Consider the following 16,709-nt stretch of genomic DNA (forward strand, 5'->3'; position numbering starts at 1 on the left):
GTCCCTGGTGCCGCTGATGGGTGCCATGGACACTGTACGGCAGAGTACGCGGCCGGGACCCGGCCCCCCCTCTAGAGACGCTGGCCGGGACCCTGCGCGCTTACTCCCCATCCGGTTCCCCGTCTTCTGTGAGCTCGCCAGCGGCAATGCGTTCGCCGGTGCGACGGTACGCCTCCGTGATGAAGTCTTCGACGTCGTTGACCCCAACGCGCCACAGGCCCCTGCCGCCAACCTGGATCCCGCACAGCTCACCGATCCTCAACAGGGACCGGACCTGGGCCACTGAGACGTTCAGCTCCTCGGCGGCCTGGCCAATGGTCAGAAACCGGCGATTCTAGGGTTCGTCGGACACCGACCCATCCTACGTGCGGGCCCGCCCGTCCAGCGGGATCACCCCCCCAGCCCGGCAACGAAACCGCCGCCCCCAGACAGGAACTATGCCAGTGAGCCTCTTGGACCTCAGGTGCCAGTAGGTGGCATTCCACATTCCTGGCAAGGGTAGGCCCGAACGGGATGCTCGCCGTCCTTACCGCGAGAACGGACCGACTCCAGAACCCGCAGTGCCAGATACCGGGTAGGGTACGGGCTTTTGTGACCGACCCTTGAGGGCACCAATCGTTGGTGTGACCGAACGGTTCATACCCGCCTACAGCCGCCATGTTCAAAGCGGCTTGCTTCTGTCCGGCCAGCACAGCCCCTGCAGATTAGGCTTCTGAGATGCACACCGATTCGCGAGCACACCAGCCCTCAACAGGCCACGCTCCGCCGAGACCGCCAGTCACCAGGACTAACCGCCGGGCACCGGACCCTGAATTCGTGCAAATGTACCGGAAAGGCATCCCCGCCCCGAAGATCGCCGCCGCCACCGGCCTGGCCGCAAGCACCATCCGGTACCACCTACACCTCGCAGCCCAAGAGGAGCCCGGGCTCCGAGACCAGCACAGAACAGCGCACAGCAAGGCACCACGCAACAACCGGGCCGGACTGCGCAACCTCCACGATGTCCTGGCTTTCCACCAGACACAGGGACAGCTGCCCACGACCGGCGGGAACACAGCACGGGAACGGGCCCTGGGCGTGTGGCTGCACCACCGCCGGCAAGACGCCGCCGCTGGCACCCTCTCCCCCGCCTATCAAGGCCTCAATGTCATTCCGGGCTGGAACAAACAGCCGACACAGAGCGAGGTAAACGCAGCCCGCTGGGACCGCCGGCTGGCCGAACTCGCGACATACCGGGCCGCCGGCAATAACTGGCCCCTGCACAAAAAAGCCGCCACAGAACAGGAACGGATCCTCGGCGTATGGCTGCACAGCCAACGGATCAACCACCGCCACGGCACCCTGAACCCTGCCAAGGAGGCGGAACTGGATGCAAGCCTGCCTGGCTGGCGCGAAGGCCGGGCACGAAGCGGAGGACGCCGGACTATCAGCCCTGCCGCAGGGCCACTAGGGCCGATATCCCCAGCATCAGTGGGTGCGGATGACAATGAGGGCAACAAGCCCCAGACTGACGTAATGCCCCTGCACTCCTCAGCTCAGGTCGAGGTATAGCCAAACCGGACGATCAAAAACGCTCCCCCATACCTTTCGACCAACTTTGATATCGAACTCGAGTTCTGACCACTTGGACCCGAATGCGGCTCCTGGGTCGAACTTCGGGCATGCCGACGCTATCTACACGCCATTGCCGGACATTTGCCGCCGACCCTGGCTGGCGAGCTGCTACCGGATGCGACGGCACTGCTGGAGCAAGGCAGTAAGGGTCGTTTCTGACTGGCGTCGAATGGACTGTCGAGAGGCCGGCATCGTTCGTTCATGCATGAAAGCATGCATGCATTCTTTATCGACCGCCCGATTGCTTTCTTTCATGCATTAATGGGTGCGACAAGGACTGCTGCCCGCCGCAGGCGGCACCGCACCGCGCCAGGGTTTCTTGAACTACAAAAATCGAGCCACGGAAGTCGTGCATTCTGCCATCCATGCATGGATTCTTTCTTGCCTACTTTCTTTCATGCAAGAAAGAAAGAAAGCCTGCAAGCATGGCAAACTGCCCCACGTCAGGTAGGTGTCAAGCAAACGGGTAACGTCCCCCCATCATCGACCGCAGAGTGGGTGTCTGATGACCCCAAGGTAGGAGACTCCACAATCGCTTCATGCATGCATTCATGCTTTCTTTCAAGCATGAATGCATGTTCGCGAGTCCGCAATCTACCGCACGTCATCTAGGCATTTCGTAAGCGAGTAACGTCCGTCAGTTACCGCAGACTGGGTGTCTAACCACCTCGAGGCAGGAGACTCAACGATTCTTTCATGCATGAATGCATGAAAGAATCCATGTATGGCAGCAAGCAAGAATACATGCAAGCTTGATCACAATGGGGGAGTGATCGGCGTGGCTCCTTGTAACGCACTCATGGCTACGGAATCCTTTCAAGCATGCAAACAATCATGGTTTACAGCGAGTCTGGCGGTGCCACGAAGACGACAACTGCTGTGTCCCTCGCCGCAGTCACCGCCGCTTCAGGACGCAAAGTTGTACTCGTCGACCTAGATCCGCGCGCTGCGGCGAGCAAGTGGATCGGAATCGAGCCGAAAGAGGATGGGCTCCACGTCGGCGCTATCCTGGGCGACTCCGATCCTGAAGGCTGGGCCCAGGACCTCGCTGTGGAGTCCAATTGGTTCCCCAACCTTCGCGTCGTTCCCTCCGCCCGCAGCGTATCCAACCGCGAAGCAGACCGCGCCGACCATGCCGAACTCCGCCTGCGCACGTCCCTCATAGGAATTGACGCCGACGTCGTCATCATCGACTGCCCAAACCGCCAGGGCGGGCCACTCACTCTCTCCGCCCTGAACGCCGCCGACACGATCGTGTACGCCGCTGGCGCCACCGTCGATGGCGTGGACGGTGTGGCCGGTGCACGCAAGAGTGTAGAACAGTTCCGGATGTCCCGTAAGCGCCTAGGGGCGCCGGACAACTTGCACGAGGCTGGCATCGTCGTCGGCGCCGTCGCCTCGACGGTTATGTCCCGCATCGCGGTGGCCAGCATCGACGAACTCCGAGAGACCGGAATGCTTCTCACCCCGCTGGTCCCGCACCGGACCATCGTCCAGGAAATGCGCATGACGCAAGAATGGTATGGGGAATACCGCAAGGGCCAGCCCGTCGTGGAAGCCTACAACGAGCTGATGAAGGAGATCGTCCGATGACCGAAGACTTGAAGGACCGCCCGGCCGTCCTGCGCCGTACGCCACGTCCGGCACCTGACGAGAAGGTCGACCCGGTCGACTATTCACCGGCAGCTGTGGCGCCGGCAATCGTGAAGGCTGAGGAACCGGCCCCGACAGGCGGGGGAATAGACGCAGTGGCCCCGACCGAAGAACCGGCCCCCAGCCGCCTCCAGGACTCCGTGACCGAGTCCTTTGTCCCGACTGCCGCCACTACCGTCCCGACAAAGGCTCCAGCGCGCCAGTCCTCCAAACCTGCAAAGGCTTCGAAGACGCACGCGAACCGGAAAACCACGCGCCGCGAGGTGACATTTCCATTGAGCACGCGCCTATCCCAGGAAGTCCTTGACGTGCTATATGCGGCCGCGGAGGACGAAGGCATCTCCGTCCGTGAAGCGATCGAGCAGGCTATCAAGTCCCGCTGGGGCTAGAGCGAGGGGAGTGGCCGAGATCACCGCGACGAGAACTCTTAGTACTGTCATGCATGAATGCATGACAGTACTGGCCCTACGGGCCGAACCCTTACCCGCCCCTGGTGAACGCCATGTCTGCGAGGGCCCACTCATCCGGTGGGCCCTCATACGCCTCCCACGGATAGTCTTCACCGGGGGAGAGGAGCTCCGCGACAGTGTTCACGTTCTTGGACAGCCACTCCTTCCACAGGATCCGTTCGATCCGGTACCGCTGCAGCTGCGCCGCGACGGCTTCCAGCACGCCGAAGTGCTCGGCGAGATCCTTCAACGACGTAGTAGCAACCACAGACCAGGCCCGTGTGATGTCCCGAGCGATCATGTTCCACGCAGCCATCACCTCGAGCGCTTCACTGACCGCTGTCCGGGAAAGCTTGGTCAACTTCACGAGCTCGGCCGTGGAAAGTCCGGGGGAGTTCTCCAGCGCCTCGTAGACGAATGCCGCCGGCAGTCCAAGCTCCCGGAACACCGGCCTCAAGGCATGAATCTTCCCCTTCCGCCAGGTTAGGTCTTCGGCCGCCGCCTTCATCTCTTCCGGCACGGTAAGCATGTAGAGATCCCCTTTGGTGCCGCGGCCTTCTTCGACCAGGGTCACCAAGCCGTCGCTCTCCCCGCGCAACGCCCTCAAATGGGATCCGACAGTCGTGTGGTCGAGTCCTGTGGCAACCGCAATGGACCGGGCACCGAATTCAACGAACCGGGAGCCTGTCATGTGTGCAGCCTCCCCCAGTGCCCTTAGCACCATTCTTCGCGCCAGCCCTGTCCTCGAATCGGTGTAAGCGTGCTCCCTAAGTCTGAGTGCATTTCGCCAAGTCCTGATAGACCGATGCTCAGCATCGGGATTCGTAGAGATCGAGTTTGCTTGTAACCCCTGGGCGTGTGTATTTGGCTGGCTTGTGGGGGATTTACGATCATTGTTCTTACCGTCCCTGGATCCTCGGTCTTTCAAGTAGCTGACCGCATTCAGCCAGTCCCGGCGCAGGGCAGGAACCCTGTGCCGGGAGGCATAACGGGCATAAAAGGAGGCAAGCCCTGGCCAGGTCCCCTGTAGCATCCGACGTTCCACATCGGTAACTTCCATCCCTGCGGACGCAGCCCCCGTGATGATTGCCTGGCGAGCCTCCGAGTCAGACGCGTACCGGTTCGAGTCGTACAGTCCGGTTTGAGCCATCAGCTGCATTACCCTGGACATCCGGCCAGCCGGATGCTGGAGCTCGGGTGTCTCGCCGGCCTCCGACGTGAACGTTTGCTCGAGGCGGAACGCCCGGACGGCTCCGATCTCCCCTGCTAGTTCAGCGTTCATCGCAGTCCACACGGATGTTGAGTTGGGCCGACGGGCAATGTCGTAGGCCATATTCAGGCTCATTGCGAGTTCTTGGTGGCCGCCTCGCTTGTGCTGGGAACCCGGCGTGCGCATGCAGCCGTGGAGGAGGTTCTGGTGCGGGGTCTTGTCCAGGGTCCGGTGCCGGGTGCCCAGAGCCTCGACAAGATCACGCGCTTCGGAGAATGTAACTCGTTGCGCCAACGGGATGTAAATGTGGCGGCCACCGTTGGGGGAGTAGTCCTCAATCCAACGGGCCCCGCAGTTGTGCAGCCAGGCCTGGACCGCGCGGACGTCGGCCTGCACCCAGTCGACGCCGGCGACGGAGGAGTCGAAGTCGAGGAAGATCGCGGCGCAGGTGCCGTCTTTTCCGAAGATCCGTACCGCCGCAGGGAACGTGGGGAGCGCCACAGTTAGTGCCCGTTCGTGCTTCTGTGGGTACGTATTTCCGCCGTCCTTGGAGAGACGTATGCGGGGCTGACCTGCGAGAAGAGGTGTCAGGGCGGCCCAGGTCTGAGCGGCGCTGGCCAAGGAAGACTGCTGGCGAGACACGCCAGCTTCGTCTAGTGCTGGCAGCCCAAGAGCGTGTTGTTGTACGATGATTCTGTTCCTGTCGAGGGAATGGGTAAGGGCCGATCCTGCAAGATCGGTTTTGCAACACAAATGAAGACCTGTGAAGGTCTTCCATACGATTTACGATCTGATCGCCGGCAAGCTTCCCGGATCGTGAATCTTCAGCTTCGAAGGCCCGCCTAGTGCGGGCCTTCTTCTGTTTATGAGGCTATGCGGATAGGAAGTTCCTCCTGGTGCGCGAAATGATCCAGCATTGCCAAGTCTTCGCGTAGCGACCGGTCGACGGCAGCGGAAACGTAGTCAGTAACGGTCATGCCTTTGGCGGTGGCGATCATCTTAACGTCCTCCGCGGTCTTAGCCGGCGTCCGGAAGCCAATGTATTCGCGGAGCCCCTTGCTGGGTCGTCCGCCTCCACGATTGATTACTGCGCTCATTGTCATGTCCTTTGAATCTCGCACAAACCGATAGGTCGTGACTGCTTCATCGCTGGCCCTACTCGATGTCGACGCTAACGAGTTTCTGTTTACAGCTATCGACTCAGTCGAAAGTAGCACTTCCTTGAGGGGTGTTCGGGGATTTGTTTACAGAAAACGACCCCGCGTGTCGCACCGCACTTTTGTTGGTCTTCGCACATCTGGCCTGAATCTCTATTTTCCTCGTGGGGTGGCAGCGATACGAGTCGACATGAGTGTCCCTCCCCTTCGCCCCGACGAACTGGAATGCTGACGGAGCTGTCGGACACATTGTGCTTTCGCGGGTGGGACGTAGACCATGTGCATCCTTCCTTCCCCTGGCGATGACGAGAGCTTCTGGGATCCGCTTGGTATGGTTAGGCCCGTTCTGCCCGGGATTAACTCGATCCTAAACCTGGCTAAGACATGTTTGAAACATGTTTCAGCCTAGCCTATCCCCACTGAAGCTAATGAAGGGTCATGTTGTTGTGACGCAAGCTCTGCGTTCCCTGTCTGTTACTACGTCTGGGCAAGCTTTCAACGATGCCTCCAGTGCATTCGCATCCTTGGAACTCCCGGGAGGCCTGACTTTGAGTCTGCTCCTGAGTGTTATCGAAGACATTCGCGGCAAACGGATCAGGATTCGGGCAACTGAGAAGCTGGTCGGTACATCCATCTGTGGCCTGTGGCTACCGGGGGCGAAGGTCGAGTGGGTGTTTCACCCCCCAACGCCTTGGGAGCTGCAGCGTCAGCAGTTCATTCTTCATGAACTTGCTCATATGGTCCTGGGCCACGACACTACTGCCGGCGCGGGAACCGTCTTAAAGAGCGGCTTTCGTGGCCTGTCTCCGGAGATTGTGAGCAGGGCCCTCATGCGGACCGAGTTCCGGACTTTAGAAGAGGCAACAGCCGAATACCTCGCCGACCTCATGGCAGAGGCACTGAGAGAAGGGCCCGGTGAACCGGGCGCCTTCGAGGAGGTCTTCGGCTAATGGAGTTCATCGCAGCGGGGCTGATGGTAAGTCTGACGCTGATCGTCATCGCGTCACGCGGCCAGGGTAAAGACACCAGCATCCTATGGGCCTCGGTGCTTATTTCCGTGTCCATGGTCCTCAACATCAATACTGTTTATTTTCTCGCGGACGCGTGGGTAGGCGGCAAGAACTACGCGGACCTTGGAGCGAACCTTCTCCTGGTGACTGGTGTCTATTTTCTCGCCCGGGCCATTCATCGGGCTGCACGGCCAGCATCCTACGGCAGGAAATCCTTCTACGACGTATTGGCCAAAGCAGGGCTTGCAGGCGCTGCGATATCGGCGACCGTCCTATTCCTGCTTATCGATGCTCCCGTTACGTCGACGTCGTTCATGCGGGACTACGGCGGGCAGTGGGCGGCAGGTCTGTATTCGGCGGCCCAGTACCTTTACATAGGCGCAGTCATGGCTAGCGCCGGCTGGACCTGCGTGCGCTTTCGGAAGGCTTGGACCACGAGAATCTACACCGCGGCGTTTGCACTCGTCGGCTTGGGATGCCTGTTCGCCGTTTTGCTCGTCGTTGATGTGCTGGTACTCGATGCACTTAACGTTCTCGGCATGGTTGGGGCGCTCACGGCCCTGTCCGGAATCTATGCGGTGTTGAATTCGGCTACGTTCGTTTTTCTTTGCACCGGCATGGCCCTGCCTCCCGCCAGCCGCAAAGTCACTGCCATCTACGAAACAGCGCGAACGAGTTCGGTACTTGCGGGCCTGCAACCCGTCTGGAGACAGGCAGTAGCCGGGAATACGGGGCTGACCCTGGACCTTGGTGTGGTTCCGAAACGCCCGGACCGCCGGCGCCGCGAGCTGCACCGCATGATCGTGGAGATCCAGGACTCCTTGGCACGGGATCCAGAAGCAAGAGAAAGAATCGGTACCAAGGGCCTTGGAAAACTGGCCATCGCCTCCGGTCACCTCGAAAGGCTCTCATGGCGTCCCCGCTGAAGGCCGCTGGCTGGACGGGGTTACTTGGTGCCGCAGGCGCCTTAGCCAGTGCGCTATGGGCCGCACGTCAGGCGACTTCACCCACGCACAGGCCCCGCTATGACATCGTCCCTTTGGCAATTTCCGATAACGAGATAGAGCTCCAAGCCACGAGACACACGCTGGCTCCCGGGCAGTTCGGCATGCAGCTCTCCGCAGGTGGCCCCCCGGCCGTTATCGGCCCGGTCATTTCCACCCGTGAGGGCAAAGTCAGCCGGCGCCTCCTTTATAGGCCTGCTGGACTGTCCCTGAAGTCAAGAGGTAGGTGGAGTGGCGTTGTCTCGATCGATCCATTGTCAGTTGCAGCTGACGTGGTCGAGACCTTCGTCGAGACAACTCTTGGCCCAGCCCCTGCTTGGATGGTCGACCTGGGAACTTGCCGCTGGGCCATTCATGTCCATGGGCAAGGGAGCACCAGAGTACAGACGCTGCGCGGGGTGGAGACCGCATCGCGTATGGGACTCAGCTCATTGGTCATCTCATATCGGAATGACGGCGAGGGCCCTCGGTCGAGGGACGCTCGATCGCATTTAGGCGAATCGGAGTGGCGCGATCTAGAAGCAGCTCTTCGGTTTGTTGCGGAGTGCGGCGGAACTGAATGTGTGGTGTTTGGCTGGTCCCTCGGGGCAACGATGGCTCTCAACGCCGTGCAGCGGTCGTCGTTTGCGGAGATAATCAAGGGAATCGTTATGGTCTCGCCGGTATTGGTCTGGGAGGACGTAATGCGTGCCAACGCCGGCCATCAACGGTGTCCGCAAGTCCTAGGCTCACTTGTAGCCCGGCTACTAGCGCTCAACGGACTCAGCAGACTTGTCGGCCTCGATGGTCCGCTGGACGTACGCGGTCCCGACCGGACCAGATTCCAGGAGGCTCTGAGTATCCCGGTCTTGATCCTCCACAATAGGAATGATTGGTCCGTTCCCTTTGAAGTTTCCGCTCGCTTCGCGCAAGCACATAAAAACCGGATAGAACTTGTGGAGTTCGACTGTTCGGGACACACACAAGAATGGAATTCCGACCCGGTAGGCTGGGATCTGGCTGTTCGCCGCTGGTATCAACATTGGTTTCCACCGAGCCCGGCCGGGGAAAAAGCGGCGGCAAACAGCGAATGAAATTGAATGGGGTTGAATTCATGGTTGGCGGTGACAGTCCCCGCGATCGGCTAGAGCGGGCCGAGACCCTTGCTCGCAAGGTGAACCTCCTCTTGGACGTCGTGGTGGCCGAAGGCGGAGAACCCTATGAGTTCGCCGACATCCAGGCAGGCGTGCGTGAAAACGGTTACGAGCTTTCTCGAACGCGCTGGTGGCGAATTCGCTCCGGTGAGTCGCCCGACACCGCCCCCAAAGAGGCTCTGGTCGCGATGGCCAAATTCTTCAAGGTGGAACCCGCATACCTAACCGATGAATCTGGAGAACTCCCGGAACGGATAGAGCGGGAGCTGCAGCTCCTCAAGAAGATGCGCCGGAACAAGTTGAAGAATATCGCGGCAAGGACTCTCGGCGACATCGACATTAAGACGCTCGAGGCGATCAACGCACTCTTGGACGAAATTGATTCCTACGAAAGCGACGATCCGGAACACGGATGAACCATGGTTGAAACATGTTTCAGTCCTGCTATCGTGGTCAGGTGCCCACAACGATGAGTTTTACGAACCGCGAACGAGCGCCAGCTGGCCCTCGGCCCCGGTTGAGACAGTCGCGGTTACGCACCTACGACATAGCTGGCATACTGCTGAGTCAGCTCCCGGACCCGCGCGGATTGCACGACATAGACAACGTCCTTGCCGTGCCGCATACCTGCCGGAGGATCGGTCAGCACCAAACCTGCCTGGGCGAGAATATCGAGGTGTCGATTCAGGCTGGGTCGGCTGATATCCACAGCAGCCTGCAGGCGCCCAATGGTCGACGGGCCGAGCATCGACAGGCGACGCAGAATCTCTACCCGGGCCCGGTTGCCAATGAGGCCGATTGCCTCCTCGACTTCGGGCGGCAGTATTGGTCGAATCAGGCTTGGCATAGTTCCATCTTGCCTGAGGCCGTGGAGAATCACTGCCCTTTGCGCGGCCCCACTCTATTACTAAAATATAGAGTTCAAGCGATCTGTCTCTGTGGCCCTTATGAAGTCAAAGGTCTCCGGGATGGCTGAGCTGGACGCCCTTGGCGGGCAGATGCGGTTACTGATCGAGCATTTGGAATTGATGGATGAGCACGACTTCGTTGAGGGACGCGCTGCTTGCATTATTGATGAGGCTGAGCTCGCCCGCCGTACAGGGCTGGGGGACTCTCTGGAAGGTGTCCTCAAAGACCTGACCGGCACCGGCTTTGCCTCCCGCAAGGCCGCCGAGGTCTTCGAGGGTGGCCGCCCGGAGGCGCACATGACCGCGCACCCCGCCGCTGAGGTCTTTGTAGACAGGCGCCTGGGGCTGGTTTTCCGTCTCCGACGACCCGATGTCGTCCTGGCCGTCGAATCTACTGGCCCACTGTGCATGGCGGATTCCTGGGTTCGCCGCCCCCACCGAGGGCAGATCTAGTGACCCTCCGAGGTATGGCTGTTGCCACTGGTACCGCAGTGACTTTGTCGCTGGGTTTCGTTGTTGTGGTCCTGGACGACGGCGGAACGCCGGCGCAGGCCGCGTCCGCTTGCATCGCTTCTGGAACGTCTGCAGCGGGCTCTACTGCTGTGCCTGTTCCCGGTACCAGCGTGGCTGGTTTCGATGGTGAGCAGATGAAGAACGCGGCGGCGATCATGAAGGCCGCTTCGGACCTCGGATTACCGGTGGCGGCGCAACTGATAGGCGTCCAGGCTGCCATAGGTGAGTCGACGCTGCGGGTCATTGATTTCGGTGACGGTGCAGGCCCGGATTCCCGCGGTTTGTTCCAGCAGCGCGCCAACGGGGCGTGGGGTTCCTACGAAGACCGCATGGATCCTCACATCAGTGCCACGAACTTCTTCAAGGCGTTGCAGCGTTTGGAAGGCTGGGAGTCGCTGGAGCCTACGATCGCCATCCACCGGGCACAGCGCAACGCGGACCCGAACCACTACGCGCAGTTCCGTTCCCAGGCGACGGAAATCGTTAAAGCCCTGGGCGGGGAAGCAGTTGCCCTGGTGGATTCTTCGGGTGTGTGCCCCGCAGCCGGTAATGAGGTCGTTGGGGACCTGGCCGGCAAGTGGGTCAGGCCGATGGCCGAAGCGATCAACACCAGCGGCTACGGGCCACGTGCAGCCCCGGCAGGTACGGCCGGGGGAGTGCTGGCCAACTTCCACTACGGGATCGACTTCGCCACTCCAGGCCACGCCGGAACCATCGTTGCCATTACGGACATGAAGATCGTGAAAGTCCGGAACCTCGATGGCCTCTTCGGCACGGGCGTGACGGGGCAGACCACGGACGGGAAACTCACGATCGGCATGTATCACATGGAGGCCGGCTCGGTCCGGGTCAAGGAAGGCGACACCGTTGCCGCCGGGACCCCGCTGGGCACAGAGGGCGAGACCGGCAATGTCACCGGCCGGCACCTGCACATGGAATTTTTTGCCGGGGCGCTCCCGAATCCGATGATCCCGATCAACGCCACCATCGATCCGACACCGATCCTAAAAGAGAAAGGCATCCTCTGATGCGTAAACTCGCGGTTTTCCCGGCCCTCATGGCCGGCACGCTCCTACTGGTTGGCTGCAGTGGCGAACCGGCCTCAAAGTCCGCCGGCGCGGCCCCTGCCGCGTCAGAGACCACCGCGGGCAGTGGAGAGGCCGGCGGTGAGCACTCGGCCGATGACGGCCACGACGACTCCACTGAGTACTTCGAAGGCCCCAACGTCACGTGGGATGCCAACGCTGAGATCACGGTCAAGGAGACCGCGGCGAAGGCCATGAGGCTTTTCGGCCGACCCAACGTGCCTGAGACGCAGTGGTTTTCCGAGCTGGAGCCGTTGCTGGCTGCTGCCTACGCGGAGGATGCCAAGTACATCGACCCTGCCCGGGTGCCGATCACCACGATTACCGACGGCCCCTCGATCACCCGCGAGGCACAGAACCCGATGACCGTCACGGCATCTTTTTACACCAACGACGGCCCCTGGGACATGATGCTGCACCGCACCGGCCAGGACGCTCCCTGGTTGGTCACGTCCATCAGTTCCAAGGCCACCCAGTGAACGGCCACCAGAGCATGAGCCTTGATGAATTCGGCACCGCGCCCTTGTTCGCGGATCCCCTGGCCGGTTCCCTGCAGGCGGCCAGCGTAGCGGTCCCGGCCCGTGGGACTGGTCCCGTCGAGTTTCAGGACGGACATATCCGGCCGGCCATCCCAGATTTCCCGAAGTGCGAACACCACGAATGAAAGGAAGAACTCATGAGCACCAACTGGTCAGGCGTGGAACGCAAGTCCCGCACCACCATCAGCCTCACGGACCCCGACGAAACCACAACTGAGGAAAACGGGCAGGATGCCCCTGCACCGGTCATCAGCGCGGTCCCGGATCAGCACGAGGCGACTATGCCGGCGCAACCGTCCAGGGAACCCGTTCAGGCCTCACGAGAAGGTGAGCATGGGCCTCTTGTCAGCGGCCGTCGCAGCGCGTCGGTGCTGCGGAAGGAGAACGTCAACGATCAGTTGCCCCCTGCCACCGGATGGCAGGCCTTCCTGCGGGCGATCACCTTTGGCCTGGTCAAGCCCAAGGTCGGTGCGGCCGAGCTGGCACGGCGGACGGACCTGTCCTCGATCCAGCGCGTGTATTCACGTCCGATGCAGATCATGGTCGCCCAACCCCTGGGCGGGGTCGGTAAGACCACCTGCAGCGTTGGCATTGGCTCCACGTTCGGGATTCACTCGGGTCAGCACGCGATCGTGTGGGATATCAACGAGATGATGGGCACCCTCGGTGTCCGGACGAACGCGAACGAGTCCACCCGCACGGTCTGGGACCTGCTGAACGTGTTGGAGAAGTTCGAGACCATCTCAGCCCGCAAGGGCGACTTCACCTATTACACCCGCCACCAGGGCAAGAACCAGTTTTCCGTGCTGGCCTCCGATGAGGACCCGGACCGGATGAAGTCCATCGGGGCGGATGAGTTCAACCGGATCCACACGGTGGTCAGCCGGTTCTACGACACGATCATTGTGGACACGGGCAACAACACCCGCTCCGCGAACTGGCTGGCCTCGATCGAGGTAACGGACCAGCTCGTGATCCCCACGACGCTCAAACGCAACGCTGTGGTTTCGGCGCTGCGGATGATCGAGCAGCTTGAATCCATGAATGAGCACACCGGGAATGCCCACTATAAGAACCTGGTCGATAACGCCGTTGTCATCGTCACCCAAGGTGGCGGGGCGAAAGTCTCGACCGCTGAGCAGGCGGACCTGCGCGAAAAGCTTGGCTCCGCCGTCCGCACGATCATCGACATTCCTTATGACGCCGCCCTGGACACCGGATCGATCATCGACTGGCAGCTCGTCGGCGATCCGGCCCGCCGCGCCTTCGAACGCGCCACGGCAGAAATCGCCGCCGGCCTGCTCGAAGTAGACAACCGGCCCACCACCAACTCCAACCGATAGGAAGTCACACCATGCTCAGCACGATCCTCAATGAAGTCATCATTCCCGCAGCAGCCGACAACCCGCTGGATGGGGTCACGCCCAACATCGACGTGTTCGGCGTGAAGTTCAAAGGCGCCATTCAGCTGATCCTGGGCGGTATTTGGGCACTGGTGCTGATCCTCGTCACAGCAGCGTTCCTGTGGAACCTGGGCAAGTGGGGCGTCGCCCGCCAGCGCGGCCACTCCGACGACATTTCCGACGGCGCAGACGGCGCCAAGCGCAGCGGCGTCGCCTTCGCCGCCGTCGCAGGGGCCAGCGTCATCATCGGCGGCATCCTCGCCCTGACCGGCGCAGCAGGGGCCTAGCCCCGATCCTGGAGGCCCGAAGACTGCGGTTCCTGACCGCGCCGAACTTCTGACAATGAATGGATTGTGACTCATGAAAAAGAACTGGAAAGCCTTGGTGGCTATCGCCGCGGTGGTGATCATCGTGGCTGTTGCCGTGGTGATCATCAACATGCGGCCAGCCGGCCAAGCTGCACAGCCGAGCGGAGACAGCAGCATCGTCGCTGGCAAGTTCGGGTTCCCCGTCTCCAAAATCAACGTCGGAGAAGGCGGCACCAAAAAAGCCAGCGACGGCAAGACCATCACCGGCTACAACGGCACCTGCGACTCCGCCGCCCAAGCCGCCGCCAACTACGCACCCCTCATAAAGGATGTGAATGTCACGACGTGGCCACAGCAGAAAAAGGCACTTACTGAGGTGTCCAAGCCCGGCCCTTGGTTCGAGAAGGTCACCTTCGAGGGAACCCTCGCATCTGAGGCCAAGGATTGGCTTCCGGGCGCGTTCGATGGCGGGTGGTACACCCGCTCTGATGTGGAGGCCGGCGGCATGTACCGCGTTGCCAGCTGTGAGGACAAGAAGCGCGCCGTCGTCCAGGTGTTCCTAGGAGCCCTCGGCTCGAATGTAAAGACGGCTCCGAGTGCCTTCTTCCAGACTGTCACCTTCGAGCTGGGCTGGGACGGTGACTGGAAAATCTCCGACGCGTCAGTCGTCCCGGTCAATCAGGATTTCGGTGGCCGGGTCAAGGACGGCGGCCCAATGAGCGTCGGCACCAACATGGAAGGAGAAGCCACTCCGGTCCTGCGCGATGAGTTGGTCAACGCCTTCTTCAAAGACAAGAGCCGGGAAGGGTGGGTTGAGTATGCAAACGCTAAACGCTAACCGGACGATCCGCCTGGCCGCCGCTCTGCTGGCGATGTTCCTTGGTCTCGGCGTGGTGTTCGCTGGCCCTGCCCACGCAGCGGAAGACGTGAACACCACTGAGAAGCTGAACGCCGACCAGATCAAGCGGCTGGGCGGGCTGCCAGAGGACCAGCGGAACGGGATCCGGGACCGACTCAACCATGAGCTGAGTAAAGAGGCCTGCGGTGACGGCTGGTTCTTCGGGGCCATGGGTGGCAATGATTGCGAAAACGTTGCTGCCAAGGCATTCGGAACGTTCCTGACCACGCCCGAGAAAGCACTGGACTACGACGGCAAGAACACTGCGCCGTTCTGCGCCGGTCTAGCCACTGTGGGCGCACCTAATACAGCTATTGCCTGGTGTGCAGGTGGCGCGGCCTGGGAGAAGTTTTCTCCGGTTGCTGGTGCGGTGCTGCGGACTGCACTGTCGGTGACACCTGCCGGGCAGGGCGTGTTGGGCATCGTGGATACGGTGGCGTTCATTGCCAATGCGAAGGACGGGTTTGAGAAGTTCGCGAATTCGGTCAAGGACGAGGGTGTTAAGGCTACCAATGAGGTTTTGAACAACCTGATGAAGGTGTCTTCATTTGAGGTCGATGACTCGTTCCGGGATCTTTGGGCGATCTTTGCCGGTGTGGGGATCGTGATCATGGGCCTGATGTATTTCAAGCTCTTCAAGGACGTGTCCAACGAAGAGATCGACCTGGACACGGCCCGACAATCGTTGTTCTGGTACGGGCCGCTATCGATGCTCCTGGTGTTGTTCGGTCCGGCGATTGGCTATGTGATCAATGGGTGGCTGACACAGATTACCGAGTCGTTTACTCCGTGGACGTCGAACCAGATTATGGACTTCGCGACGGCGATTTCCCGGTTCGCGGGCTATGAGTCCAACGGGGTGTTTGGCCCGTTGGCGGCGGTGCTGCTGTTCGGGTTGTTGTTCGTTGGTGCGTGGGCGTTGCTGGGGTTGTTCGCGCTGCAGCCGTTCGCCCTGTATCTGCTCGGTGTGGGGATGGCTCTGATGATCGGTTTCATGATCCACCCGCAGTACCGCGAACGCGTGAGCAAGACCGGAACGCTGTGGCTAGGGATTGCCCTGTCCAAGCCGCTGATCCTTTTGTTGATGGGTGCGCTGTTCAGTTTCATCAGCTCCCGCCCTGCGTTCCAGGGCGTGGGAACCGATGATGCGCTGATCAACGCGTCCTCGGTGTTCCTGGCAGCGGCGGCAATGCTTGTGCTGGCGTTCTCGCCGGCGTTGCTGTTCAAGTTCGTCCCGCTCCTGCCGTCCTCGGCCACAAGCTACGGTGCCGGTCGTCCTTCGATTGCCGGGGCCGCTATGGTCGCCGGCACAGGTGCGGCGGTGGGTTCGATGATCCGTAATCGTCGGATCAGTCAAAACCAGTCCAGCGCTGGTACCGCCGGCGGTGCGGCAAGGGGTGCAGCCCAGGCTGGCGGCACTGCCCTTGGTGGCGCTGCAATGTCCGGGGTGGGTCCCGGCGCCGGGAGCCAGGGGCCCGGCGCTGGTCAGCCGACGTCTCGGGCCATGGCCCGCCAGGGATCCGGCGGACAGGGTTCTGGTGGGGAGTCTGGACCGGATACGCGCACGTTGGGGGAGATGCAGCGTGATGACAGGGCTGCCACACCTTCGGGGAAGGCCGCGCAGGCCGTGCGCGGCGGTGCAGCTGCCATGGGCCGCGGAACAGGGGCCGCTGCGCGGGGTTCCGTAAAGATCGCAGCGGGCGGCGCTACTGCGTTTCTGCTTGCTGGCCGTGAAGGTGCACGGCAGGCCGCGCTGCGCGGCCGCCAGGGAGTCGACTCAGTGGCTCCCGATACCGGCCACATCAGTGGCCGGTAAGTAGTACAG

General features: G+C 61.3%; 17 protein-coding genes. 13 read left to right on the forward strand and 4 right to left on the reverse strand.

The features are described from left to right. Window positions 1-100 precede the first annotated feature (100 nt). Window positions 101-322 carry a helix-turn-helix domain-containing protein gene (locus ACVWZ8_RS24105; RefSeq protein WP_456506503.1) on the reverse strand — a complete coding sequence of 74 codons (222 nt, stop codon included), beginning with the start codon at window positions 320-322 and terminating at the stop codon, window positions 101-103. Window positions 323-822: 500 nt separating this feature from the next. Here ACVWZ8_RS24105 and ACVWZ8_RS24110 point away from each other — a divergent pair, with 500 nt between their 5' ends. The 3 genes from ACVWZ8_RS24110 to ACVWZ8_RS24120 all read left to right on the forward strand — a co-directional run bounded on the left by ACVWZ8_RS24110 (window position 823) and on the right by ACVWZ8_RS24120 (window position 3,656). After that, window positions 823-1,551 (forward strand): helicase associated domain-containing protein, encoded by a 729-nt coding sequence (locus tag ACVWZ8_RS24110; RefSeq protein WP_456506504.1) that lies wholly within the window; start codon window positions 823-825, stop codon window positions 1,549-1,551. 885 nt (window positions 1,552-2,436) lie between these two features. Further along, window positions 2,437-3,207, forward strand: a complete 771-nt coding sequence (locus tag ACVWZ8_RS24115) for a ParA family protein (RefSeq protein WP_252610486.1) — start codon at window positions 2,437-2,439, stop codon at window positions 3,205-3,207. Next, window positions 3,204-3,656 (forward strand): hypothetical protein, encoded by a 453-nt coding sequence (locus tag ACVWZ8_RS24120; protein WP_456506324.1) that lies wholly within the window; start codon window positions 3,204-3,206, stop codon window positions 3,654-3,656. Before ACVWZ8_RS24115 ends, ACVWZ8_RS24120 begins: the two co-directional genes overlap by 4 nt. A gap of 91 nt (window positions 3,657-3,747) precedes the next feature. On the opposite strand, the gene ACVWZ8_RS24125 is transcribed toward ACVWZ8_RS24120, so the two are convergent. Together ACVWZ8_RS24125 and ACVWZ8_RS24130 are read right to left on the reverse strand one after the other, a co-directional pair. Beyond that, complete coding sequence (locus ACVWZ8_RS24125) at window positions 3,748-5,568, reverse strand: MarR family transcriptional regulator (RefSeq protein WP_456506325.1); 1,821 nt, start codon at window positions 5,566-5,568, stop codon at window positions 3,748-3,750. Window positions 5,569-5,789: 221 nt separating this feature from the next. Continuing rightward, entirely contained in the window at window positions 5,790-6,023 is a 234-nt protein-coding gene (locus ACVWZ8_RS24130; RefSeq protein ID WP_456506326.1) for a hypothetical protein, read from the reverse strand. A 608-nt stretch (window positions 6,024-6,631) separates the two neighbouring features. Between ACVWZ8_RS24130 and ACVWZ8_RS24135 the strand changes: the two genes are divergently transcribed. The 3 genes from ACVWZ8_RS24135 to ACVWZ8_RS24145 all read left to right on the forward strand — a co-directional run bounded on the left by ACVWZ8_RS24135 (window position 6,632) and on the right by ACVWZ8_RS24145 (window position 9,646). Continuing rightward, window positions 6,632-7,033, forward strand: a complete 402-nt coding sequence (locus ACVWZ8_RS24135; protein ID WP_354251394.1) for a hypothetical protein — start codon at window positions 6,632-6,634, stop codon at window positions 7,031-7,033. Then, window positions 7,033-8,019, forward strand: a complete 987-nt coding sequence (locus ACVWZ8_RS24140) for a hypothetical protein (protein WP_456506327.1) — start codon at window positions 7,033-7,035, stop codon at window positions 8,017-8,019. The genes ACVWZ8_RS24135 and ACVWZ8_RS24140 overlap by 1 nt, the downstream gene beginning before the upstream one ends. A 1,099-nt stretch (window positions 8,020-9,118) precedes the next feature. After that, complete coding sequence (locus ACVWZ8_RS24145) at window positions 9,119-9,646, forward strand: hypothetical protein (RefSeq protein ID WP_456506328.1); 528 nt, start codon at window positions 9,119-9,121, stop codon at window positions 9,644-9,646. 116 nt (window positions 9,647-9,762) lie between these two features. Here ACVWZ8_RS24145 and ACVWZ8_RS24150 read toward each other — a convergent pair whose 3' ends face one another. Beyond that, a complete protein-coding gene (locus ACVWZ8_RS24150) occupies window positions 9,763-10,077 on the reverse strand; it encodes an ArsR/SmtB family transcription factor (RefSeq protein WP_456506329.1) in 315 nt (104 codons plus the stop codon). A gap of 121 nt (window positions 10,078-10,198) precedes the next feature. Here ACVWZ8_RS24150 and ACVWZ8_RS24155 point away from each other — a divergent pair, with 121 nt between their 5' ends. The 7 genes from ACVWZ8_RS24155 to ACVWZ8_RS24185 all read left to right on the forward strand — a co-directional run bounded on the left by ACVWZ8_RS24155 (window position 10,199) and on the right by ACVWZ8_RS24185 (window position 16,700). Further along, window positions 10,199-10,591 carry a hypothetical protein gene (locus ACVWZ8_RS24155; protein WP_456506330.1) on the forward strand — a complete coding sequence of 131 codons (393 nt, stop codon included), beginning with the start codon at window positions 10,199-10,201 and terminating at the stop codon, window positions 10,589-10,591. Window positions 10,592-10,605: 14 nt separating this feature from the next. After that, the gene (locus tag ACVWZ8_RS24160; RefSeq protein ID WP_456506331.1) at window positions 10,606-11,679 is read left to right on the forward strand and encodes a M23 family metallopeptidase; all 1,074 of its coding nucleotides are present in this window, start codon (window positions 10,606-10,608) and stop codon (window positions 11,677-11,679) included. After that, window positions 11,679-12,215: a hypothetical protein gene (locus ACVWZ8_RS24165; protein WP_456506332.1), complete on the forward strand. Its 537-nt coding sequence runs from the start codon at window positions 11,679-11,681 to the stop codon at window positions 12,213-12,215. The genes ACVWZ8_RS24160 and ACVWZ8_RS24165 overlap by 1 nt, the downstream gene beginning before the upstream one ends. 197 nt (window positions 12,216-12,412) lie before the next feature. Beyond that, window positions 12,413-13,618, forward strand: coding sequence for a MinD/ParA family ATP-binding protein (locus ACVWZ8_RS24170; protein WP_456506333.1), 1,206 nt, complete (start codon window positions 12,413-12,415; stop codon window positions 13,616-13,618). A gap of 11 nt (window positions 13,619-13,629) precedes the next feature. After that, window positions 13,630-13,965, forward strand: a complete 336-nt coding sequence (locus ACVWZ8_RS24175; RefSeq protein WP_456506334.1) for a hypothetical protein — start codon at window positions 13,630-13,632, stop codon at window positions 13,963-13,965. 73 nt (window positions 13,966-14,038) lie between these two features. Beyond that, window positions 14,039-14,824: a hypothetical protein gene (locus ACVWZ8_RS24180; RefSeq protein WP_456506335.1), complete on the forward strand. Its 786-nt coding sequence runs from the start codon at window positions 14,039-14,041 to the stop codon at window positions 14,822-14,824. After that, window positions 14,805-16,700 (forward strand): hypothetical protein, encoded by a 1,896-nt coding sequence (locus ACVWZ8_RS24185; protein ID WP_456506336.1) that lies wholly within the window; start codon window positions 14,805-14,807, stop codon window positions 16,698-16,700. The genes ACVWZ8_RS24180 and ACVWZ8_RS24185 overlap by 20 nt, the downstream gene beginning before the upstream one ends. Window positions 16,701-16,709 lie beyond the last annotated feature (9 nt).

The sequence above is a fragment of the Arthrobacter sp. UYCu723 genome (assembly GCF_054059215.1).